Source organism: Klebsiella sp. R390 (assembly GCF_051131745.1).
Taxonomy (GTDB): domain Bacteria; phylum Pseudomonadota; class Gammaproteobacteria; order Enterobacterales; family Enterobacteriaceae; genus Klebsiella.
In genome coordinates, this window is sequence record NZ_CP180445.1 from 1,745,261 (window position 1) to 1,767,161 (window position 21,901).

General features: G+C 55.8%; 19 protein-coding genes. 8 read left to right on the forward strand and 11 right to left on the reverse strand.

What is annotated here, in order from left to right:
- Positions 1-36 precede the first annotated feature (36 nt).
- From pyrH to rpsB, 3 genes are all read right to left on the reverse strand, one after another.
- Positions 37-762 (reverse strand): UMP kinase, encoded by a 726-nt coding sequence (gene pyrH / locus ACMYSP_RS08175; RefSeq protein ID WP_434586299.1) that lies wholly within the window; start codon positions 760-762, stop codon positions 37-39.
- A 146-nt stretch (positions 763-908) separates the two neighbouring features.
- Positions 909-1,760, reverse strand: a complete 852-nt coding sequence (gene tsf, locus ACMYSP_RS08180; protein WP_123757413.1) for a translation elongation factor Ts — start codon at positions 1,758-1,760, stop codon at positions 909-911.
- A 120-nt stretch (positions 1,761-1,880) separates the two neighbouring features.
- The gene (gene rpsB / locus ACMYSP_RS08185; protein ID WP_100682499.1) at positions 1,881-2,606 is read right to left on the reverse strand and encodes a 30S ribosomal protein S2; all 726 of its coding nucleotides are present in this window, start codon (positions 2,604-2,606) and stop codon (positions 1,881-1,883) included.
- Positions 2,607-2,931: 325 nt separating this feature from the next.
- On the opposite strand from rpsB, the gene map reads away from it, so the two are divergent.
- The 4 genes from map to ACMYSP_RS08205 all read left to right on the forward strand — a co-directional run bounded on the left by map (position 2,932) and on the right by ACMYSP_RS08205 (position 7,951).
- Positions 2,932-3,726: a type I methionyl aminopeptidase gene (gene map / locus ACMYSP_RS08190; RefSeq protein WP_123757414.1), complete on the forward strand. Its 795-nt coding sequence runs from the start codon at positions 2,932-2,934 to the stop codon at positions 3,724-3,726.
- 201 nt (positions 3,727-3,927) lie between these two features.
- Positions 3,928-6,591 (forward strand): bifunctional uridylyltransferase/uridylyl-removing protein GlnD, encoded by a 2,664-nt coding sequence (gene glnD / locus ACMYSP_RS08195; RefSeq protein ID WP_434586300.1) that lies wholly within the window; start codon positions 3,928-3,930, stop codon positions 6,589-6,591.
- Positions 6,592-6,625: 34 nt separating this feature from the next.
- The gene (dapD, locus tag ACMYSP_RS08200) at positions 6,626-7,450 is read left to right on the forward strand and encodes a 2,3,4,5-tetrahydropyridine-2,6-dicarboxylate N-succinyltransferase (RefSeq protein WP_004872026.1); all 825 of its coding nucleotides are present in this window, start codon (positions 6,626-6,628) and stop codon (positions 7,448-7,450) included.
- Positions 7,451-7,561: 111 nt separating this feature from the next.
- Complete coding sequence (locus ACMYSP_RS08205; protein ID WP_004858100.1) at positions 7,562-7,951, forward strand: DUF3461 family protein; 390 nt, start codon at positions 7,562-7,564, stop codon at positions 7,949-7,951.
- A 67-nt stretch (positions 7,952-8,018) separates the two neighbouring features.
- Here the strand turns inward: ACMYSP_RS08205 and cdaR are convergent, their stop codons facing one another.
- From cdaR to dgt, 3 genes are all read right to left on the reverse strand, one after another.
- On the reverse strand, positions 8,019-9,176 hold the full coding sequence (gene cdaR / locus ACMYSP_RS08210) for a DNA-binding transcriptional regulator CdaR (protein WP_434586301.1): 1,158 nt from the start codon (positions 9,174-9,176) through the stop codon (positions 8,019-8,021).
- A gap of 189 nt (positions 9,177-9,365) precedes the next feature.
- Positions 9,366-10,805, reverse strand: coding sequence for a serine endoprotease DegP (gene degP / locus ACMYSP_RS08215; protein ID WP_434587046.1), 1,440 nt, complete (start codon positions 10,803-10,805; stop codon positions 9,366-9,368).
- Positions 10,806-10,939: 134 nt separating this feature from the next.
- Positions 10,940-12,454 (reverse strand): dGTPase, encoded by a 1,515-nt coding sequence (gene dgt / locus ACMYSP_RS08220; protein ID WP_434586302.1) that lies wholly within the window; start codon positions 12,452-12,454, stop codon positions 10,940-10,942.
- An 84-nt stretch (positions 12,455-12,538) separates the two neighbouring features.
- Between dgt and mtnN the strand changes: the two genes are divergently transcribed.
- From mtnN to ACMYSP_RS08235, 3 genes are all read left to right on the forward strand, one after another.
- Positions 12,539-13,237, forward strand: a complete 699-nt coding sequence (mtnN, locus tag ACMYSP_RS08225) for a 5'-methylthioadenosine/S-adenosylhomocysteine nucleosidase (protein WP_154145148.1) — start codon at positions 12,539-12,541, stop codon at positions 13,235-13,237.
- Positions 13,230-14,030 (forward strand): vitamin B12 ABC transporter substrate-binding protein BtuF, encoded by an 801-nt coding sequence (gene btuF, locus ACMYSP_RS08230; protein ID WP_434586303.1) that lies wholly within the window; start codon positions 13,230-13,232, stop codon positions 14,028-14,030. Before mtnN ends, btuF begins: the two co-directional genes overlap by 8 nt.
- A 130-nt stretch (positions 14,031-14,160) precedes the next feature.
- A complete protein-coding gene (locus ACMYSP_RS08235) occupies positions 14,161-14,784 on the forward strand; it encodes a TRIC cation channel family protein (protein ID WP_434586304.1) in 624 nt (207 codons plus the stop codon).
- Between the two features lie 57 nt (positions 14,785-14,841).
- Here the strand turns inward: ACMYSP_RS08235 and erpA are convergent, their stop codons facing one another.
- Both erpA and clcA read right to left on the reverse strand, forming a co-directional pair.
- Entirely contained in the window at positions 14,842-15,186 is a 345-nt protein-coding gene (gene erpA, locus ACMYSP_RS08240; protein ID WP_123757422.1) for an iron-sulfur cluster insertion protein ErpA, read from the reverse strand.
- An 81-nt stretch (positions 15,187-15,267) separates the two neighbouring features.
- Positions 15,268-16,686: a H(+)/Cl(-) exchange transporter ClcA gene (gene clcA / locus ACMYSP_RS08245; RefSeq protein ID WP_434586305.1), complete on the reverse strand. Its 1,419-nt coding sequence runs from the start codon at positions 16,684-16,686 to the stop codon at positions 15,268-15,270.
- Between the two features lie 178 nt (positions 16,687-16,864).
- On the opposite strand from clcA, the gene hemL reads away from it, so the two are divergent.
- Positions 16,865-18,145 carry a glutamate-1-semialdehyde 2,1-aminomutase gene (gene hemL / locus ACMYSP_RS08250; protein ID WP_434586306.1) on the forward strand — a complete coding sequence of 427 codons (1,281 nt, stop codon included), beginning with the start codon at positions 16,865-16,867 and terminating at the stop codon, positions 18,143-18,145.
- 45 nt (positions 18,146-18,190) lie between these two features.
- Here hemL and fhuB read toward each other — a convergent pair whose 3' ends face one another.
- Genes fhuB through fhuC form a run of 3 tightly spaced genes read right to left on the reverse strand, consistent with a single transcriptional unit; the run spans position 18,191 to position 21,857 of the window.
- Positions 18,191-20,173, reverse strand: coding sequence for a Fe(3+)-hydroxamate ABC transporter permease FhuB (gene fhuB, locus ACMYSP_RS08255; RefSeq protein WP_434586307.1), 1,983 nt, complete (start codon positions 20,171-20,173; stop codon positions 18,191-18,193).
- Positions 20,170-21,060, reverse strand: coding sequence for a Fe(3+)-hydroxamate ABC transporter substrate-binding protein FhuD (fhuD, locus tag ACMYSP_RS08260; RefSeq protein ID WP_434586308.1), 891 nt, complete (start codon positions 21,058-21,060; stop codon positions 20,170-20,172). The genes fhuB and fhuD overlap by 4 nt, the downstream gene beginning before the upstream one ends.
- Positions 21,060-21,857, reverse strand: a complete 798-nt coding sequence (gene fhuC / locus ACMYSP_RS08265) for a Fe3+-hydroxamate ABC transporter ATP-binding protein FhuC (RefSeq protein ID WP_434586309.1) — start codon at positions 21,855-21,857, stop codon at positions 21,060-21,062. The genes fhuD and fhuC overlap by 1 nt, the downstream gene beginning before the upstream one ends.
- Positions 21,858-21,901: the final 44 nt, after the last annotated feature.

Below are 21,901 nucleotides of genomic sequence, written 5' to 3' on the forward strand. Positions count from 1 at the left end.
AAGCGGAATATTACCCGGATTTGGCGCTGACGGGAATTATTCTGTAATCAAAGTGCCTTCTTTTTCGCCCATCACCACGCGACGCAGTGCGCCAGGTTTATTCATGTTGAAGACGCGAATCGGCAATTTATGGTCACGCGCCAGGGTAAAGGCGGCCAGATCCATGACTTTCAGTTCTTTATCAAGCACTTCGTTGTAGCTCAGTTGCTCGTACATCGTTGCAGTCGGATCTTTGGCCGGGTCAGCAGTAAATACACCGTCAACTTTAGTGGCCTTCAGCACGACATCGGCTTCGATTTCAATACCGCGCAGGCAGGCTGCAGAGTCGGTAGTGAAGAATGGATTACCGGTACCGGCAGAAAGAATCACCACGCGGTTGTTACGCAGCAGGCTGATCGCTTCCGCCCAGCTGTAATTATCACACACGCCATTCAGCGGAATCGCTGACATCAGGCGAGCGTTCACATAGGCGCGATGGAGAGAATCTCGCATTGCAAGGCCGTTCATCACCGTTGCCAGCATGCCCATGTGGTCGCCCACAACGCGGTTCATACCCGCTTTCGCCAGACCAGCACCACGGAACAGGTTACCACCACCAATCACGACGCCGACCTGAATACCCAGTTCAACCAGTTCTTTGATTTCCTGAGCCATACGGTCAAGTATGCTTGCATCAATACCGAAGCCTTCCGAACCCTGCAGAGCTTCGCCACTTAACTTAAGCAGAATACGTTTGTAGACAGGTTTTGCATTGGTAGCCATGTTTCTTTCCTGAGACGGTAACAAGTGAGATGAGTTAATTCTGGCGACATTGTATGTCGCTTTTCAGCACAGTCACTATAAGCATTGCGCTGAATTTACAAAACGGGCACAAAAAGAAGCCGCCCTCAGGCGGCTCCTTGTGAAAATTAAGACTGCTTGGACATCGCAGCAACTTCTGCTGCAAAGTCGGTCTCAACTTTCTCGATGCCTTCGCCCACTTCAAAGCGGATGAAGCCAGTTACGTCAGCGTTGTGCTCTTTCAGCAGCTGAGCAACAGATTTGCTCGGGTCCATTACGAACGGCTGGCCAGTCAGAGAAACTTCGCCGGTGAATTTCTTCATGCGGCCTTCAACCATTTTCTCTGCGATTTCTTTCGGCTTACCAGACTGCATCGCGATGTCCAGCTGAACCTGGTACTCTTTCTCTACGACTTCAGCAGAAACGTCTTCCGGCTTAACGAACTCAGGCTTGCTTGCAGCGATGTGCATTGCCAGCTGTTTAACCAGCTCCTGATCGGCGCCTTTAGCAGCAACCAGAACACCGATACGTGCACCGTGCTGGTATGAACCCAGAACGTCGCCTTCCAGAGCAGAAACGCGACGAATGTTGATGTTCTCACCGATTTTAGCAACCAGCGCAACACGCTCTTCTTCGAACTGAGCTTTCAGAACGTCAACATCAGTGATTTTGCCAGCAACAGCTGCGTCCAGAACTTTGTTAGCAAATGCCTGGAAACCACCATCTTTAGCAACGAAGTCAGTCTGGCAGTTAACTTCCAGAATGATGCCGTAGGTGCCATCGATTTTAGTGATGATCACGCCGTCAGCAGCAACGTTGCCTGCTTTCTTCGCCGCTTTGATCGCGCCGGATTTACGCATGTTTTCGATTGCCAGCTCGATGTCGCCGTTAGCTTCAGTCAGCGCTTTTTTGCAATCCATCATGCCTGCGCCAGTACGTTCGCGCAGCTCTTTTACCAGGGATGCGGTAATTTCAGCCATTCTTTAATCCTCGGGAGAGATGACCTGCCCGGTTCGCAGAACCAGACAGGTTTAAAAGTGAAAAAGGGGCCAAATATAGGCCCCTATTTATACACGGTACTAAATAAGGGATAGACCTTATTATTCAGCTTCTACGAAGCTTTCTTCCGCCTGAGAAGCCAGATCCTGAGAACGACCTTCACGCACGGTAGTCGCTACAGCACCCAGGTACAGGCTAACTGCGCGGATTGCGTCGTCGTTACCCGGGATAACGAAGTCTACGCCGTCCGGATCGGAGTTAGTATCAACGATAGCAAATACCGGGATACCCAGGTTGTTTGCTTCTTTGATAGCGATGTGTTCGTGGTCTGCATCGATAACAAACAGTGCGTCCGGCAGGCCGCCCATGTCTTTGATACCGCCCAGGCTGTTTTCCAGCTTGTCCAGCTCACGAGTACGCATCAGCGCTTCTTTCTTGGTCAGCTTCTCGAAAGTACCGTCCTGGGACTGAGTTTCCAGGTCTTTCAGACGTTTGATGGACTGACGAACGGTTTTCCAGTTAGTCAGCATGCCGCCCAACCAGCGATGGTTCACGAAGAACTGGTCGCAGCTGTTAGCAGCTTCTTTTACCGCTTCGCTTGCAGCGCGTTTAGTACCGACGAAAAGGATTTTACCTTTACGTGCAGAGATTTTGTTCAGTTCAGCCAGAGCTTCGTTGAACATCGGTACAGTTTTCTCAAGGTTGATGATGTGAACTTTGTTACGTGCGCCGAAGATGAAAGGCTTCATTTTCGGGTTCCAGTAACGGGTCTGGTGACCAAAGTGAACACCAGCCTTGAGCATGTCGCGCATGGAAACAGTTGCCATGTTTAAAACCTCTATAGATAAAGTTGGGGTTATGCCTCCACGTATCCCATATTACCGACCCCAAAGGGCACCCCGGAATATGTGCCGATACGTGTGTGTTATTTACACAAAATGAGATTTGTCGCTTCAGTCCATCCTGTGTAGTTCGAATGGAACGGAAGTCCGGCGCGCTTTATACCACAAAACCAGACCGGATACCAACTCTTGTTGACGTCACGTGCTGTTAATGATTCTCAATTTGGCACCAGGTCGCCCGGACTGTTAACATTGTCAGGACTTACTCTATTATTGTCGAAAAAATCGGCGCAGCTGGACAGAATCCACCATGGCTATATCTATTAAAACACCTGAAGACATCGAAAAAATGCGCGTGGCCGGCCGTCTGGCCGCTGAAGTGCTGGAAATGATCGAACCTTACGTGAAACCGGGCGTCAGCACCGGCGAACTGGACCGTATCTGTAACGATTATATCGTCAACAACCAGCAAGCCATCTCAGCTTGCCTCGGCTACCACGGCTACCCGAAATCCGTGTGCATCTCTATTAATGAGGTCGTCTGTCACGGCATCCCTGATGACGAAAAACTGCTGAAAGACGGCGACATCGTCAACATTGATGTGACGGTGATTAAGGATGAATTCCACGGCGATACCTCAAAGATGTTTATCGTCGGCAAACCGACGATCCTCGGCGAACGACTGTGCCGCATCACCCAGGAAAGCCTGTATCTGGCCCTGAAGATGGTCAAGCCGGGAATCAACCTGCGCGCGATTGGCGCCGCTATCCAGAAATTCGTTGAGGCTGAAGGTTTCTCGGTCGTACGCGAATACTGCGGTCACGGCATCGGCCGCGGCTTCCATGAAGAGCCGCAGGTGCTGCACTACGACTCCCCGGAAACCAACGTGGTGCTCAAACCGGGCATGACCTTCACCATTGAGCCGATGGTCAACGCCGGTAAAAAAGAGATCCGCAGCATGAAAGATGGCTGGACGGTGAAAACCAAAGACCGGAGCTTGTCTGCACAGTACGAGCATACTATTGTGGTGACAGAGAACGGCTGTGAGATTCTGACGTTACGCAAGGATGACACCATCCCGGCGATAATCTCGCACGACGCATAATGAAAAGCCGGCGCCCGCCGGCTTTTTTATGACAGGCGTCCTGCCGTCACCCTTCGGGCCGCCGCAAGCGACGTTAAAAATCGCTCCCGGCATTTATTATGACGGGCTTCCTGCCCGTCACCCTTCGGGCCGCCGCAGGCGACGTTAAAAATCGCTCCCGGCGATTTTTTATGGGCGATAGTTTTTTCATATGGTGACGCAATGAGCAACCCTTTACCTGACACTGTCTCCCCTCCCCTTTCCGGCCAGCCTGAGAATCCGGGAACCTGGCCGCAGGGTGATCTGAACTGTGCCGCCATAAAGGCGCATCTTGATAGCTTCCAGCGCTGGCTAGGCGAGGCGTTTGATAGCGGCATCGCCGCCGAACAGCTGATCGAAGCGCGAACCGAATTTATCGACCAACTGCTTCAGCGGCTGTGGGTTGATTACGGCTTTGGGCCGGTCAACGACCTGGCGCTGGTGGCGGTTGGTGGATACGGTCGCGGTGAGCTGCATCCCCTCTCCGACGTTGACCTTCTGATCCTCAGCCGCAAAAAACTTGCCGATGACCAGGCGCAGAAAGTGGGTGAACTGCTGACGCTGCTGTGGGACATCAAGCTGGAGGTTGGTCACAGCGTTCGTACGCTGGAAGAGTGTCTTCTGGAAGGGCTATCCGACCTCAGCGTCGCCACTAACCTGATTGAATCACGCCTGCTGATCGGTGACGTTGCCCTGTTCCTGGAACTCCAGAAACATATCTTCAGCGATGGCTTCTGGCCTTCAGAGAAGTTCTTTGCCGCCAAGGTCGAAGAGCAGCAGATCCGCCACCAGCGTTATCATGGCACCAGCTATAACCTCGAACCGGATGTAAAAAGTAGCCCCGGCGGCTTGCGTGATATTCACACGTTGCAGTGGGTTGCCCGTCGCCACTTTGGCGCCACCTCGCTGGATGAAATGGTCGGTTTCGGTTTTATTACCGAAGCGGAGCGCAACGAGCTTAACGAATGCCTGCACCAGCTCTGGCGGATCCGTTTTGCTCTGCACCTGGAGCTAACCCGCTATGACAACCGCCTGCTGTTTGATCGCCAGCTCAGCGTCGCCCGTCGCCTGCGCTACGAAGGCGAGGGAAACCAGCCGATCGAGTACATGATGAAGGATTTCTTCCGCGTCACCCGCCGGGTCGGCGAGCTGAATCACATGCTGCTCCAGCTGTTCGATGAAGCAATCCTCGCCCTCACGGAAGATGAAAAACCGCGGCCCATCGATGATGATTTCCAGCTGCGTGGCACGCTTATCGATCTACGCGACGACACGCTGTTTATCCGCGAGCCGCAGGCTATCCTGCGTATGTTCTATATTATGGTGCGGAACAGCAACATCACCGGCATCTACTCCACGACCCTGCGCCACCTGCGACACGCCCGGCGCCACCTGACGCAACCGCTGTGCTATATCCCGGAAGCGCGCAGTATTTTCCTCAGCATGCTGCGCCATCAGGGCGCTGTCAGCCGTGGGCTACTGCCGATGCACCGCCACAGCGTACTGTGGGCCTACATGCCGCAGTGGTCGCATATTGTCGGCCAGATGCAGTTTGACCTGTTCCATGCCTATACCGTCGATGAGCATACGATCCGCGTGCTGCTGAAGCTGGAAAGTTTCGCCAAAGAAGAGACCCGCAGCCGCCATCCACTGTGCGTCGAGCTGTGGCCACGCCTGACCCACCCGGAGCTGATTCTGATTGCGGCGCTGTTCCATGATATTGCCAAAGGCCGGGGGGGCGATCACTCGGTGCTCGGCGCGCAGGACGTACTGAAATTTGCTGAGCTGCACGGACTCAACTCCAGGGAAACCCAGCTCGTCGCCTGGCTGGTACGCCATCATCTTCTGATGTCGGTCACCGCACAGCGCCGCGATATTCAGGATCCCGAAGTCATCAAGCAGTTTGCCGAAGAGGTACAAACGGAAAACCGCCTGCGCTACCTGGTATGCCTGACCGTCGCCGATATCTGCGCAACCAACGAAACCCTGTGGAACAGCTGGAAACAGAGCCTGCTGCGCGAGCTTTACTTCGCAACGGAAAAACAGCTGCGCCGGGGGATGCAAAGCACACCGGATATGCGCGAGCGGGTTCGCCATCATCAGCTACAGGCGCTGGCGCTCCTGCGGATGGAAAACATTAACGAAGAGGCGCTGCATCAAATCTGGAACCGCTGTCGCGCCAACTACTTCGTTCGCCATACGCCAAACCAGCTTGCCTGGCACGCCCGCAATTTGCTCAAGCACGATCTCAGCAAGCCGATGATCCTGCTCAGCTCACAGGCTACCCGCGGCGGAACGGAAATCTTTATCTGGAGCCCGGACCGGCCTTATCTGTTTGCCGCCGTCTGCGGCGAACTCGATCGTCGTAACCTGAGCGTCCACGATGCCCAGGTCTTTACCACCCGTGACGGGATGGCGATGGACACCTTTATCGTCCTTGAACCAGACGGCAGTCCGCTTTCCGCCGACCGCCATGAGATGATTCGGCTTGGCCTCGAACAGACCATCACCCAACGCAGCTGGCAGCCACCGGCGCCACGCCGACAGGCCGCAAAACTGCGTCATTTCTCCGTGGCAACCGAAGTCAACTTCTTACCGACGCATACCGACAGAAAATCGTTCCTTGAACTGATTGCCCTCGATCAGCCCGGACTGCTGGCGCGCGTCGGGCAAGTGTTCGCTGACCTCAATATTTCACTCCATGGGGCCAGAATTACGACAATTGGTGAGCGAGTAGAAGATTTATTTATAATCGCGACGGCAGACCGGCGTGGGCTTAATAATGAGCTACAACAAGAAGTACAACAACGGTTGACAGAGGCCCTCAATCCAAACGATAAAGGGTGACGAACTTTTAATGTGTAAAGAGAAAGAGTAAACAATGCAGCAATTACAGAATGTTATTGAGTCCGCCTTTGAGCGTCGCGCCGACATCACGCCGGCAAATGTGGATACCGTAACCCGCGAAGCGGTTAACCAGGTGATTTCTCTGCTTGATTCCGGCGCGCTGCGTGTCGCTGAAAAGATCGATGGCCAGTGGGTCACCCATCAATGGCTGAAGAAAGCGGTTCTGCTCTCTTTCCGTATTAACGATAACCAGGTTATCGACGGTGCGGAAAGCCGCTACTTCGATAAAGTACCGATGAAATTCGCTGACTATGACGAAGCGCGTTTCCAGAAAGAAGGTTTCCGCGTGGTGCCTCCGGCCGCGGTGCGTCAGGGGGCATTCATCGCTCGTAACACCGTCCTGATGCCGTCCTACGTTAACATCGGCGCCTACGTTGATGAAGGCTCCATGGTTGATACCTGGGCGACCGTAGGTTCCTGCGCGCAGATTGGCAAAAACGTTCACCTGTCCGGCGGCGTCGGCATCGGTGGTGTTCTGGAGCCGCTGCAGGCTAACCCGACCATCATCGAAGATAACTGCTTCATCGGTGCGCGCTCTGAAGTGGTTGAAGGCGTGATCGTCGAAGAAGGCTCCGTTATCTCCATGGGCGTATACCTGGGCCAGAGCACCAAAATTTACGACCGCGAAACCGGCGAAGTGTTCTACGGTCGCGTTCCGGCGGGTTCCGTAGTCGTTTCCGGCAACCTGCCGTCGAAAGATGGCAAATACAGCCTGTACTGCGCCGTGATTGTGAAGAAAGTCGATGCGAAGACCCGCGGTAAGGTCGGCATCAACGAACTACTGCGTACCATCGACTAAGCAAGTCGTTTAAAAAGCGGGGGCAACCCCGCTTTTTTTGTATCTGCCGCTGGCGAAAAGACATTTTTTCGTTAATTATTCAAAGGTTATGTTTAATTCAAGGATACCGTTATGTACGATAATCTGAAAAGTTTGGGCATTACCAACCCTGATGAGATCGATCGCTATAGCCTCCGGCAAGAAGCCAACAACGACATTCTGAAAATCTATTTTCAGAAGGACAAAGGCGAATTCTTCGCCAAAAGCGTGAAGTTTAAATACCCGCGTCAGCGTAAAACCGTGGTCGCCGATGGCGTCGGCCAGGGGTATAAAGAAGTCCAGGAAATCAGCCCAAACCTGCGCTACGTTATTGATGAGCTGGACCAAATCTGCCAGCGCGATCGCACCGAAGTCGATCTTAAGCGCAAGATCCTTGACGATCTGCGTCACCTGGAAAGCGTCGTTACCCATAAGATCAGCGAAATTGAAGCCGATCTGGAAAAACTGACCCGCAACAAATAACGCCTTCCTCTCCCCGGCCGGTCATGCCCGCCGGGGCAATTTCAATGACAGCCGGGCCGATTATCGTCTAGCGCTGCTCATCCAGCTGCAGCGAAATATACAGCAGCAGACGGTCGTCGAAGTTTCCCAGATCCAGTCCGGTCAGCTCCGAAATTCGGTTAAGCCGATATTCCAGGGTATTGCGATGAATAAACAGCGCCTTTGAGGTCGCCAGCGGCTGCACGTTGTGGCGAAACCACGCCTGCAGCGTCCGACGCAGCAAACCGTTATTATCCATGGCCTTCAGCCGGACCAGAGGGCGAGCCAGCTCATTGGCCTGCCAGCCGCCGCGCAGGCTATCAAGCAACACCGGCAGCATCAGATCCTGATAAAAATAGCTGCGGCTTTCAGGCATCCGCTGCTTGCCGACCATCATGGTGGTACGGGCGGTACGGTACGAACGGGCAATACTCCCAGGGCCGGTAAAAAAGTTACCCAGCGCGACGCGAAACCGCAGCTGCCCGTTCTCTTTCATCCGGGCAATAAGCTGCTCAACCCGTTTACCATGATCTTCGGCGTCCCAGCGGCCAAAAGCGTTGAGGGCTGGCTTCAAAACCACCATCTCCGTCAGGGAAACGATAGCGACCAGATTATTACGATCGGGAGTGGTCAGCGCGGTCTGGAGTTGCTGAAGTTCGGCCATGGCGCTATCGACGCCAAGCTGGCCGCTGTCCACTTCAATCATCGCGACGACCCGCGGCTGGTTCAGATCGATCCCCAAACGCTGCGCCCACTCCGTTAACGCCGGGGTATTTTCTTCCGCCTGAATCAGGTTCATCACCAACTCTTCACGCAGACGACTGTCCTGAGCCAGCAGGTGCATCAGCCGCGACTGCTCGAGCATCATCTCGGCGGTCATGCACACCAGTTCGCCATACTTACGCAGCGTTTCGGGTTCGCCGGTCAGGCCAATCACCCCGACAATCTCCCCTTCCAGACGCAATGGCAGGTTGATCCCCTGACGGACACCGTGCAGATGGCGGGCAACCGCATCATCAATATCCACCACTCGCCCCTGGGAGAGCACCAGCAGCGCGCCTTCGTGCAATTCCCCAATCCGCTCGCGATCGCCGCTGCCAATAATCCGCCCACGGGCATCCATTACGTTGATATTGGTATCAATGATGCGCATCGTGCGCGCCACAATATCCTGCGCCATTTTGGTATCAAGATGCCAGCCAGCCATGTAACCCTCCCGTAAGCAGGGCTCCAGCATAAAAGAGTTCAGTGTGCCTCGCATTGTGCATATGCATAAAGCAGGACGGAGAAGTGTGGAGTTGCGGGTGGGGTCACAGAATGAAAACGCAGGGTAAATACGGGAAAAAAAAAGCCCCTTCCCTCAACGAGGAGAAGGGGCAGATTTCACGGTGAACGATTACTGCATCAGCAGATAGATCGTCGCGTCGCCGCGTTGGATATTCAGCGCCAGCACCGAAGGTTTGGCATCGAATATTTTGCGCAGGTCGGCAATATTTTTCACCGGCTGCTGGTTAGCACCGACGATAATGTCACCTTTCTTGAGGCCAATTTGTGCCGCCGGAGTCCCCGCCTTCACGTTATTGACCGTCACACCTTTATCCTGACCTTTGTTGCTCATTTCCGCACCTTCAATGCCGTTGAAGATGCTGCTGGAGTCAACCTGAGTCTGATTGCTCTGCTGCAGCTCGACGGTGACGTTCACCGGCTTGCCATCGCGCACCAGGCCCAGCTGGACCTTGCTACCAATCGGCATCGTACCGACCTGAGCACGCAGTGCGGCGAAGCTGCTAATTGGTTTGCCGTTCAGCGAGGTAATCACATCACCCGCTTTGATACCGGCTTTCGCTGCCGCAGATCCTGGCATCACCTGGCTGACGAACGCCCCGCGCTGCGCGTCAACTTTCATCGCTTTCGCCAGTTCAGAGTTCAGCTCGGTGCCCATGATACCCAGCTCACCGCGTTTCACCTGGCCATACTTGACCATCTGTTCGGTCAGGTTTTTCACCATGTTGCTCGGGATGGCAAAACCGATACCGATGTTGCCGCCATCCGGCGCCAGGATCGCGGTGTTAATACCGATCAGCTCGCCATTCAGGTTAACCAGCGCCCCGCCGGAGTTACCGCGGTTGATAGCGGCATCAGTCTGGATAAAGTTTTCGTAATTTTCGACGTTAAGTCCGCTACGACCCAGAGCAGAAACGATACCCGAGGTCACCGTTTCACCGAGGCCAAACGGGTTACCGATAGCGACGGTGTAATCACCCACGCGCAGCGCATCGGAGTCTGCCAGTTTGATCGCCGTCAGGTCCTTCGGATCCTGAATCTGGATCAACGCGATATCGGAACGTGGATCTTTACCAACGACTTTCGCATCAAACTTACGGCCATCGCTCAGTTGGACTTTGATGGTGGTGGCGTTGTCGACAACGTGGTTGTTGGTCACGACATAGCCTTTCGCCGCGTCGATAATCACCCCGGAACCTAACGCCATAAATTTCTGCTGCTGACCGCCGTCACCCTGCGCTCCGCCGCCCTGTCCACCCCCCTGACAGAAGGGTGAACTCTGGAACGGTGAACCATCCTGGCAGAACGGCGAGTTGTCGCCGAAGAACTGCTGGAAGTTACGCGGCATCCGCGGGGTATTTACCGTCGTGCTGCCCTCAACATTTATGCTCACCACTGACGGCATCACTTTTTCCAGCATAGGTGCCAGACTCGGCATCTGCTGCGCGTTGGGGGCTGAAGAGGACGTTTCTGCCGCGCTCGCAGAGAGCGGGGATAACGCCAGACCTAAACTCAGAGCCAGTGCACTCATTGCTAACGTGGTTTTTTTCATCATGTCTCAATCTCGATTTTGGATAACGCAATTGCTATGTAAGTGACTATCAGAGTCATTTTATCGCGCTAAGTTCCGGAATTAAGCATTGGCAAAAAGTAAAAATTTATTGTCCATCTTTACAAAACCTGTACCTATTCTACCGCCATTAAGCGACGATATTCATCCCATGCATACAAGTCCGTCATGCCGCTGATATAGTCCTGAATCAGCCGACAGCGATAATAATATTCCATTATCGGAAACGCCTCATCATCGCGAGAAATTTTATTCACCGCCTCAACATAGGCCAGTCGGTGACGCGTCGAAAGTTTCTGAAACAAGCGTGAAGCAATGGGGAAACTTCTTACCCGCTCTTTCTCAACTAATAAACTAAAGTCTTCCAGTGATAAATTGAGTAACGGCGCATAGATATCCAGAAGTCCGCTAATAACACGATAGCCCTGCAATTCCAGCTGCTCGACATCCTGATGGCTAAAAACATGTTTTATAGCGACATTTTTATATAACTCCAGCAACTGGCTACAGTCACTATCATCTTCAAGCAGCGCATGATTAAAATCACCGGTAAAGATCTTAGGCAAATTATCGATAAATCGCCGCGCCGCATACGGCACCAGTTTATTCAACGTATTGACCCGCAAATACATAAAGAACTGATCTTCAGTGCTTCGACTGAGGGAATTTTCGCGCGATTTCTCCCACGCATTTTCGACCACCTGCGAAAACAGAGAGCCTTTTTCATGCTGGCCCCACGCCTCATACAGCAGTTGATAAAGCTGTTCGACGCTGAAAATTCGTTTTTCTACCGCATCTTCAAGATCGGCCACGCAATATGAAATATCATCCGCGGCCTCCATAATCCATGTCAATGGAAAGCGATTGTAAGGTGCCAGATCAAGTTCTTTACGTAACCGCGCAATATAGCCCTCTTCGGCTAAATAATAACCAGGTTTTTTCATTAAATAACTGTGGCTGTCAGGCAGTTCACCGCGCCACCACGCCGGTCGCGTGTACTTTAAAATGCAGCCAACCTGCGCCCAGGTCAGATTCATACGCATCAGCGTATGGACCAAACGAATACCCTGGGCGTTTCCCTCAAACCAGCACAGATCCTGGCGAACTTTGCTCCGCAGCGTATTCAGCTCCGTCTGCCCCACCTGCAAACGCAACGCTTCAACCGTGCAACGGTCCTGCGCTAACGGTTCTCCCGCAGCGTCATCGGGCACAAGCCGCTGTCCAAACCAGTCATTAATTGCCGCCTCGCCAAAATGGCCAAACGGCGGGTTGCCGATGTCGTGCATGAGACAGGCCATCTCGACGACGCTCTCAAACGGTCCGGTCAGCTCATCCAGCCCGTAGCTTTCCAGCAGGCGCTGCTCTTTCAGGCGGCTAAGGATCTCTTTGGCGATATAGCGGCCAACCTGCTGAACTTCAAGGGAGTGGGTTAAACGAGTGCGCACCGCTGCATTACGTTCCAGCGGAAAAACCTGCGTTTTTTGCTGCAGACGGCGGATCGCCGGCGAGTTAATAATCCGCCCGCGGTCGCTTTCGAAGATGCGCAGAATTTCACGTTCCGTTTCGACACCCTGCGGTGAGCGGTAGCGTCGACGCCAGTTAATCTTGTTGCGAAAATCAATTTTTGCCATGGCCTCTCCCGCGCGAGCAATAACGTTTCCTTCTGAGTGCATGATAGACTATGCAACTAAACCTGACACATCGCGAGTAAATCTATGAAAATCGGCATTATTGGCGCTATGGAAGAAGAAGTGACCCTTCTGCGCGACAAAATCGAAAACCGCCAGACCCTGACACTGGGCGGCAGCGAAATCTACACCGGTCAGTTGAACGGCACCGATGTTGCGCTGTTAAAATCAGGAATTGGCAAAGTAGCGGCCGCCATGGGTGCCGCGCTGTTGCTGGAAATTTGTAAGCCAGACGTCATCATCAACACCGGTTCTGCAGGCGGTCTCGCGCCAACGCTGAAAGTGGGCGATATCGTCATCTCCGACGAAACCCGCTACCACGATGCCGACGTCACTGCATTTGGCTACGAATATGGCCAGCTACCGGGCTGTCCGGCCGGCTTTAAAGCAGACGATAAACTCATCGCCGCCGCGCAGACCTGCATCGAAGCACTGAACCTTAATGCGGTACGCGGCCTGATCGTCAGCGGCGATGCATTCATCAACGGTTCCGTCGGGCTGGCGAAAATTCGTCACAACTTCCCGCAGGCCGTCGCGGTAGAAATGGAAGCTACCGCCATTGCCCATGTCTGCCATAACTTCGGCGTACCCTTTGTGGTCGTGCGTGCCATTTCCGATGTTGCCGACCAACAGTCTCATCTGAGCTTCGATGAGTTCCTGGCCGTCGCCGCGAAACAGTCCACCCTGATGGTGGAAAAGCTGGTGCAGAATCTGGCACGTGGCTAAGTCGCTCACCCTGGCGCTTAGCGCCCTGCTGTTGCTTGTCCCGGCGTGGCTCCTCGCCGCGCCGCGGGTCATCACGCTGTCACCATCTAATACCGAGCTGGCCTTTGCTGCCGGGATCACCCCGGTTGCCGTCAGCAGCTATTCCGATTATCCACCACAGGCCAGCGCTATCGAACAGGTTGCCAGCTGGCAGGGGATGAATCTGGAACGGATCGTCGCGCTGAAGCCCGACCTGGTCCTCGCCTGGCGCGGCGGCAACGCGGAACGGCAGGTGAATCAGCTGCGAGCGTTAGGCATCAAAGTGCTGTGGGTCAATACCGCGACGATCGAAGAGATTATCGCGACGCTCCGCCAGCTGGCGCAGTGGAGCCCGCAACCGGAAAAAGCCCGTGAAGCCGCCCAACAAATGCAGGACGACTACGCGGCCCTCAAAACTCGCTACGCCAACACGCCGAAGAAGCGCGTCTTCATGCAGTTTGGCTCCAACCCGCTTTTTACCAGCAGCCGGGGCTCCATTCAGGATCAGGTCCTGACCCTCTGCGGTGGTGAAAATATTTTCGCCTCCAGCACCGTCCCCTGGCCGCAGGTCAGCCGCGAACAGGTTCTGGCAAGGCAGCCTCAGGCGATTGTTATCGCCGGTGACGACAGCCGTCTCCCCGACGTGGAACGTTACTGGCATAATCAGTTAAAAATTTCCCTGATTGCAGTGCATGGCGACTGGTTTGAACGCGCAAGCCCGCGTATTATCCTCGCCGCTAAACAGCTCTGCACTGCGCTCGAACAGGTCAAATAGCACCGTTTACGCAGTACAACAGCGTCATCCCGGCAGCGTTACGCCTTATCGGTACGGTAGGTGGGCGTCGCCGGATTCACCATGATGAATAAAATAGCCTAAGGAACCGGGCGCGAAACGAGAACTGACGATGCTTGTCTATTGGCTGGATATTATTGGCACCGCCGTATTTGCAATCTCGGGCGTATTGCTGGCCGGTAAACTCCGTATGGACCCTTTTGGCGTGCTGGTGCTTGGCGTGGTGACCGCCGTGGGTGGCGGAACGATTCGTGATATGGCACTCGCCAACGGCCCGGTATTTTGGGTCAAAGACCCCACCGACCTGGTGGTGGCCATGGTCACCAGCATGATGACTATTTTGCTGGTCCGTCAGCCGCGCCGCCTGCCGAAATGGATCCTGCCGGTGCTGGATGCCGTTGGCCTGGCGGTGTTTGTGGGCATTGGCGTGAATAAGGCCTTTCTGGCGCACAGCGGCCCGCTGGTAGCGATCTGTATGGGCGTGGTTACCGGCGTGGGCGGGGGGATCATTCGCGACGTGCTGGCTCGCGAAATTCCTATGATTCTACGTACGGAAATCTATGCCACGGCCTGTATTGCTGGCGGGATCGTTCACGCCACGGCCTATGATACATTTCATGTTCCGCTGGAAAATGCGGCGATGATGGGAATGTGCGTCACGTTGATCATTCGCCTTGCGGCTATCCGTTGGCACCTGAAACTACCGACGTTTGCGCTCGACGAGAGCGGACGATAAACGCGAACGTTCTCCCCCGGCAGCAACCTGTACCGGGGCGAGAATCAGACGACGAGATCAGACGCTGAATGAAGACCCGCAGCCGCAGGTGCTTTTCGCATTCGGGTTGGTCACGATAAACCGCGAACCTTCCAGACCTTCCGTGTAATCGACGGCACCGCCGACCAGATACTGCAGGCTCATCGGATCGACCACCAGGCCAACGCCCTGTTTTTCAATGGTCATATCACCTTCGTTAACCTGATCGTCAAAGGTGAAGCCGTACTGGAAACCACTACAACCGCCACCGGTGATATAAACACGCAGCTTCAGGTTCGGGTTATCTTCATCGGCAATCAGGAATTTTACTTTTTTGGCTGCGGCTTCAGTAAACTCCAGCGGCAACGCGATGTCATCACTCATTTTATGCTCCCATTGATACTTCTGGTCGGTTAAAGAATAACCCGACCTTTTGAGCCATTATCTAATACCCTGGTAAATCGTTCAAGTATTCTCCCCGGCAACCTGCTGCGCTTTCGCCGCTTGCTCCGCGGCCTGCTTTTCCAGGGTTCGTTCAAGGATAGTGGAATACAAAGGCTTACCGCCAAGGAATTGTGCCAGTAGTGTTGCGCCAAGACAGGTAATAATCATTGGCAAAATGAGCTGATAGTTATCCGTCATCTCCAGCACCAGCACGATACCGGTCAGTGGCGCACGAATGGAGGCCGCCAGCAGCGCGCCCATACCGGCAATCGCAAAGGTCCCGGCATCCAGATGATAGGCCGGCAGCAGCGGTGTAACCGCCATGCCGAAGGCCGTGCCCAACAGCGTTCCCAGCGCCAGCATCGGCGCAAAAATACCGCCAGGGGCACCAGAGGAGAAGCACAGTAACGTCGTAATCACACGGGCAACAAAGATAAACAGCAGCAGGCCAACGGAAAAGTTACCCGCCGCGGCGATGGGAATCAGGTTAAATCCGCCTCCCGACGCTGCCGGCTGAATCAGCCCGAGCACGCCACACAGCCCACCGATGACCCCGCCGATCAGCACCCATTTTTTCGTATCGCCGCCATGGAAGCGCTGGAACATATCCTGGGTACTCAACACCAGGCGGTTAAACAGCGGGCCGATACAGCCAAAAATCATCCCCAGAATCAGGTACAGCCACAGAGTATTGACCGGCGCATCACTCAGTTTGCCAACCTCGATGATCGCCGACTCGCCATTAAATACCCGAAACACGATGCTCGACATAATCACGCCAGTAAAGACGGCCTTAATCGAAATCAGGTTATAGCGGAACTGCGGGCGCATCTCCTCAATAATGAACAGTATCCCCGCCAGCGGCGCATTAAAGGCAGCGGACAAACCCGCCGCGGCCCCGGTGGCCAGCAGCGTATGGCGGGCTTCGGGGCTACGCATGCGGAAGATATCCAACACCATTCGCCCGACGTTACCGCCCAGCTGCACCGTCGGCCCTTCGCGGCCAAGGACCATCCCGGCGCCCAGGGTCCCCATGCCGCCGATAAATTTGACCGGCAGCACGCGCCACCAACGAACAGGACGCAGCTCTTCGAGCGCCCCTTCGATCTCCGGAATCCCAGAGCCTCCCGCTTCTGGCGCGAAACGCCGCACCAGAAAATAGCCGACCATTGCCAACAGCGCGGAAAAAATAAAGGCCAGCGGCCAAATCAGAAACCAGTGATCGGCAACCTGCACCAGGGTGCCAATACGCATGTTCTGCACCCAGTTGACGCTCTTTTCAAACGCGACCCCCACCAATCCTGCCAGGGTTCCGACCACCGCTGCCATCAATAATACTGCCAGTGGCGTCTTGTCACGCTGAACTAATCGACGGACCATATCGCCACGACGCAAGCGCACGATTTGTTTTGCTTCAAAAGTTGAGGCTGCTATTTTCATACTCTTATCGTCAATAGTCATACAAATACGAGGTGGATATTTTAGCCTTCCACACGTCCCGCGTCGCGGAAAAATTTCATCGGCTGCGCTTTGTTTCAATTGGGCAAAACTTTCATAACTATCCTGGAATAACTTAGAATAACCAGCAAAACATTTATCACGAACCAGGATCATCGCAATGAGCAAATCTGAAACACTCTATAGCGCCGCACGTGAACTCATCCCCGGCGGCGTGAACTCGCCAGTACGCGCCTTTAGCGGCGTTGGTGGCACCCCGCTGTTTATCGAACGCGCTGACGGCGCCAGACTGTATGATGTCGATGGTAAAGCTTATATCGATTATGTCGGCTCCTGGGGGCCAATGGTGCTGGGCCACAACCATCCGGCCATTCGCAACGCGGTAATTGAAGCAGCAGAACGCGGCCTGAGCTTCGGCGCCCCGACCGAGATGGAAGTCAAAATGGCGGAACTGGTAACGGAACTGGTCCCGACGATGGATATGGTGCGCATGGTGAACTCCGGCACCGAAGCGACAATGAGCGCCATTCGCCTGGCCCGCGGTTTTACCGGTCGCGATAAGATTATTAAATTTGAAGGCTGCTACCACGGCCACGCCGACTGCCTGCTGGTTAAAGCAGGATCTGGCGCCCTGACGCTGGGTCAGCCGAACTCTCCAGGCGTACCGGCCGATTTCGCCAGACATACCCTGACCTGTACCTACAACGATCTGGCGTCCGTTCGGGCGGCGTTCGAGCAGTATCCGCAAGAGATTGCCTGCATTATTGTGGAGCCGGTTGCCGGCAACATGAACTGCATCCCGCCGCTGCCTGAGTTCCTGCCGGGTCTGCGCGCGCTATGCGATGAATTTGGCGCGCTGCTGATTATCGATGAAGTGATGACCGGCTTCCGCGTCGCACTGGCGGGAGCGCAGTCGTACTACAACGTAGTGCCTGATCTGACCTGCCTGGGCAAAATCATCGGTGGCGGCATGCCGGTCGGCGCATTTGGCGGCCGCCGCGACGTCATGGATGCCCTGGCCCCGACCGGCCCGGTTTATCAGGCCGGGACCCTCTCCGGTAACCCGATTGCCATGGCAGCCGGTTTTGCCTGCTTAAGCGAAGTGGCGCAGCCGGGCGTTCACGAAACGCTGACGGATTTGACCAACCAACTGGCACAAGGACTGCTGGATGCGGCACGCGACGCGGGTATTCCGCTGGTGGTTAACAATGTGGGCGGGATGTTCGGCCTCTTCTTTACCGATGCCGAAACGGTCACCAGCTATCAGGATGTACTGAAGTGCGACGTTGAGCGCTTTAAACGTTTCTTCCATCTGATGCTTGAAGAAGGGGTCTACCTGGCGCCGTCGGCATTTGAAGCAGGCTTTATGTCCGTGGCTCACAGCGTCGAAGATATCAACGATACCATCGCCGCCGCACGCCGCGCCTTCGCGCAACTGTAATCATGTTTTATCCCCGGCGCGCGGAAACCGCCGCCGGGGAATCGCTTAGCGGCTCTGCTTTCTCAGCAAATAGATAAAGTACGGTGCGCCGATAAAAGTCGACAGCAGGCCGGCCGGGATCTGATACGGGAACATCATCATCCGTCCGCACCAGTCGGCAAAGACCAGCAGCAGGCCCCCGATCAATCCGGACACCACCATCTGCGGCATCGTGCGGCGGAATCCCATCATACGTGCAATATGCGGTGCCATCAGGCCGACAAAACTCAACGGGCCAATCGTCAGCGTAGCGGTTGCCGTCAGGCACGCGGCCAGCATCAACAGGCCAATACGTGACGGGGTCAGCGCCATGCCCACCGCACGCGCCGCTTCACCGCCTAACGGTAGAATGGTCATCCAGCGTCGGCACAGCGGAGCCAGCGCCAGCAGCACCACCATAGCGATACCACTGCGCATCACCATCTCCGGCGTCGCGCTGTAAGTTGACCCGGAGATCCACGTCAGGATCTGCGCCATCCGCGGATCGCCGCTGGCCTGCAGCATCATCAACAGCATGGTGAAGGCGGTGCTGAGCGCCATCCCCGCCAGCAGCATCCGGTGCGGCGAGAAGCCACCGCGTCCGGCGGCAATCAGGATCACCAGCAGCGTCACCGCCGCCCCGAGGCTCCCGGCGGGCAGCAGCCAGCCAAACGCGTTGCCAGGGACGAAAAACAACATCATGACAATCCCGAACGCCGCGCCGGAGCTGATCCCAAGGACTTCCGGGCTTGCCATCGGGTTGCCGGTCAGCCGCTGAATAATACAACCGGCGACCGCCAGCATCACTCCGGCGAACAGCGCGGCAAATACTCGCGGCCAGCGCCACGGCATCAGTTGATCCAGCAGCGTACCGCTCGCCCACTGCCAGCTCTGAGCATCCCGGCCAAAAGTCAGGGCAACGACGATCGCCAGCAGCAGAATCAGCAAGCCGCCGAGGGCAAACCACTGCACATTTTGCCGTTCCACCAACGCCTTGTCACCGACGTTCATCACCGGCGCGCTGATACTCCGCAGGCGTGGCAACAGCCACAGCAGTAACGGTGCACCAATCAGCGCCGTCACCGAACCGGTAGAGACTTCCATCCACACCCGGGTCAGCCACAGAATAATCTGGTCCGACAGCCACAGAATGAGAGCGCCAATCAGCGCCGCCAGCAGCAGACGCGACAGCAGGCGACGGGCGCCGAGCATTTTCGCCAGCAGCGGCGCAAACAGGCCAATAAAACCGATAATCCCCACCGCATTCACCAGCAGCGCACTGATGACAATCGCCAGCGTCAGCGTTGCCAGACGCGCCAACGACAGCGCCAGTCCGAGGTTACGCGCCACGCCATCATCCAGCCCCATCAGCGTCAGAGGACGCAGCAGCAACAGGGTTAATATGGCGCCGCCAAGCAATTGCGGCCACAGCCGTTGCACTACGCTCCAGTCGGTTTGCGTCAGCGTACCGGTGCTCCACAGGAACATACTTTGCAGCTGATCGTGATGGAAAATCACCATCAGTTGATTCAGCGCTCCGCAGTAAAGACTGACCACCAGGCCGGCAAGAATCAGGGTCACCGGCGACAACCGCTTGCCCCAGGAGACGCCGAAGACCAACGCCCCGACCAGGCAGGCCCCGGCCAGCGCGGCAAACTGCGATGCCAGTACGCCAGGGATCGCCCAGAGCGTCGTCACCGTCATCCCCAACTGGGCGCCGGTAGCCACCCCAAGCGTCGTCGGTTCCGCCAGCGGGTTGCGTAGCACCTGCTGGAACAATACGCCGACCAGCCCCAGACCGGCGCCGACCAGCAGCGATATCGCCAGCCTCGGCAGCAGGCTGTAGTGGAACAGCATCTGGGCAATATTATCAATATCCGGCTGCCGTAACGCCTGCCACCACTGGCTTTGCGGCAACGCGGCATGAAGATTGAACAGGCTGAGGGTAAAAGCGGCAATCACCAGCACCGCCAGCAGCAGCGCCGTCAGAGGAGAAATTCGCGATCTCACGCTGCACCTCCCTGAGCATCCGCCAGCACGCGGGCAAAATGCATCGCCGACAACGTCGCACCATAGAACCACACCGCCGGTACACGCTGGAAACGGCCTTCGCGCACAAACGGCATCGCCCGCCATAGCGGCGTCGCCATCAATTGCGTCATCTCGGCATGATTACCATGGTCAAAGCAGATAACGTCTGCGTCTTTGTAAGCGGCCAGCCGGTCGATCCCGACGCTGACGCTCCCCCAGAAGGCGGTCTCGCCGCGCCAGGCATTTTTAATGTCAAAGCGATCGAGCACCTCCTGGAACAAGCAGTTATGCCCAAAAACCAATACGTGGCGGGGATCAAGCAAAGTGATCATCAGCAGCGGGCGATCGCCACGCTGAGCAAACCGGGGACGCAAATTCTCCATCAGCGCATCGAATTCCGCCAGATGGCGTTTCGCCGCCTGCTGTCGGCCGATCAGTTCGGCCATCTCGTTGAGGGACTGCTGGGCCATCATCAGCGGGCGTTTGCCGTCGCTGAAGGTGAAGCCTTGTCCCGGAGCGATGCGCGCCAGCTTCTCCGCCGACGGCCCGTAGCCTGCCGACCAGACGATAAATGACGGCTTCATCTGCGTCAGCAGCTCAAGGTTCGGCTCCGTGCGCAACCCAACATCAATCACCGAGGCAGGTAATGCAGGCTCGTTCACCCACAGGTTATAGTTCGGAATATCGGCAACGCCGTAGGGCGTCACGCCGAGCGCCAGCAGCAGCTCTGCCGGCAGCCACTCCAGCGCCACGATGCGCTGCGGGTCGATCGCCGCAGCCTGCGCATGCCGCATCTGCCACAGCAGTGGCGACAAGGCCATCGCCGTCAACAGGCGACGACGCGTAAGGAAATCGGTCTTGTCCATCAATACACAAAACTTACCGGCGCGTTGCCCGCCGGATGCGGCAGAATGCCCATAGGGATACCGTAAATTTGCTCCAGCGTTTCGCTACGCATCAGCTCCGCTGGCGTGCCCTGGGCAATCATCTCACCACCGCGTAAAGCGACCAGATAATCGCAATAACGGGCGGCCATATTAATATCATGCAGGACCGCAATCACCGTTAAGCCGCGCTGCTGGCTCAGACGATGCACCAGTGCGAGCACATCAACCTGATGCGCAATATCCAGTGCCGAGGTGGGTTCATCCAGCAACAGACAACGGCTGTCCTGGGCGACCAGCATCGCAATCCACGCACGTTGACGTTCGCCTCCGGACAGGCTGTCCACCAGTCGGTGCGCCAGCGGTTTGAGGCCCACCAGCGCAATCGCTTCTTCCACTTTATCCCGATCGGCGCTGCCGAAACGCCCCAACGCGCCGTGCCACGGATAGCGACCAATAGCCACCAGCTCACGTACCGTCATCCCTTCTGCCGGAGGCAGCTGCTGCGGTAAGTAGGCGACTTTGCGGGCAAAGGCTTTGCTGCTCCAGCTATCCAGCGGCTGCCCGTCCAGTAGCACATCCCCTTCCGAAGGTGGCTGATGGCGACCCAGCATTTTCAACAGTGTGGATTTGCCGGATCCGTTATGGCCAATCAGGCCCGTCACTTTTCCTGCCGGGAACGTTAAGGAGAGAGGATGCAACAGCGTACGGCCTGGTACGCGAAAGGTGACGCGGTTCAGTGAGAACGTGGTATCGGTGTGCGGAGTCTGTTCCTGCATAGCGGCGACCTGGTGAAAGGCGCGGCGAACCGCGCCCATTAAGT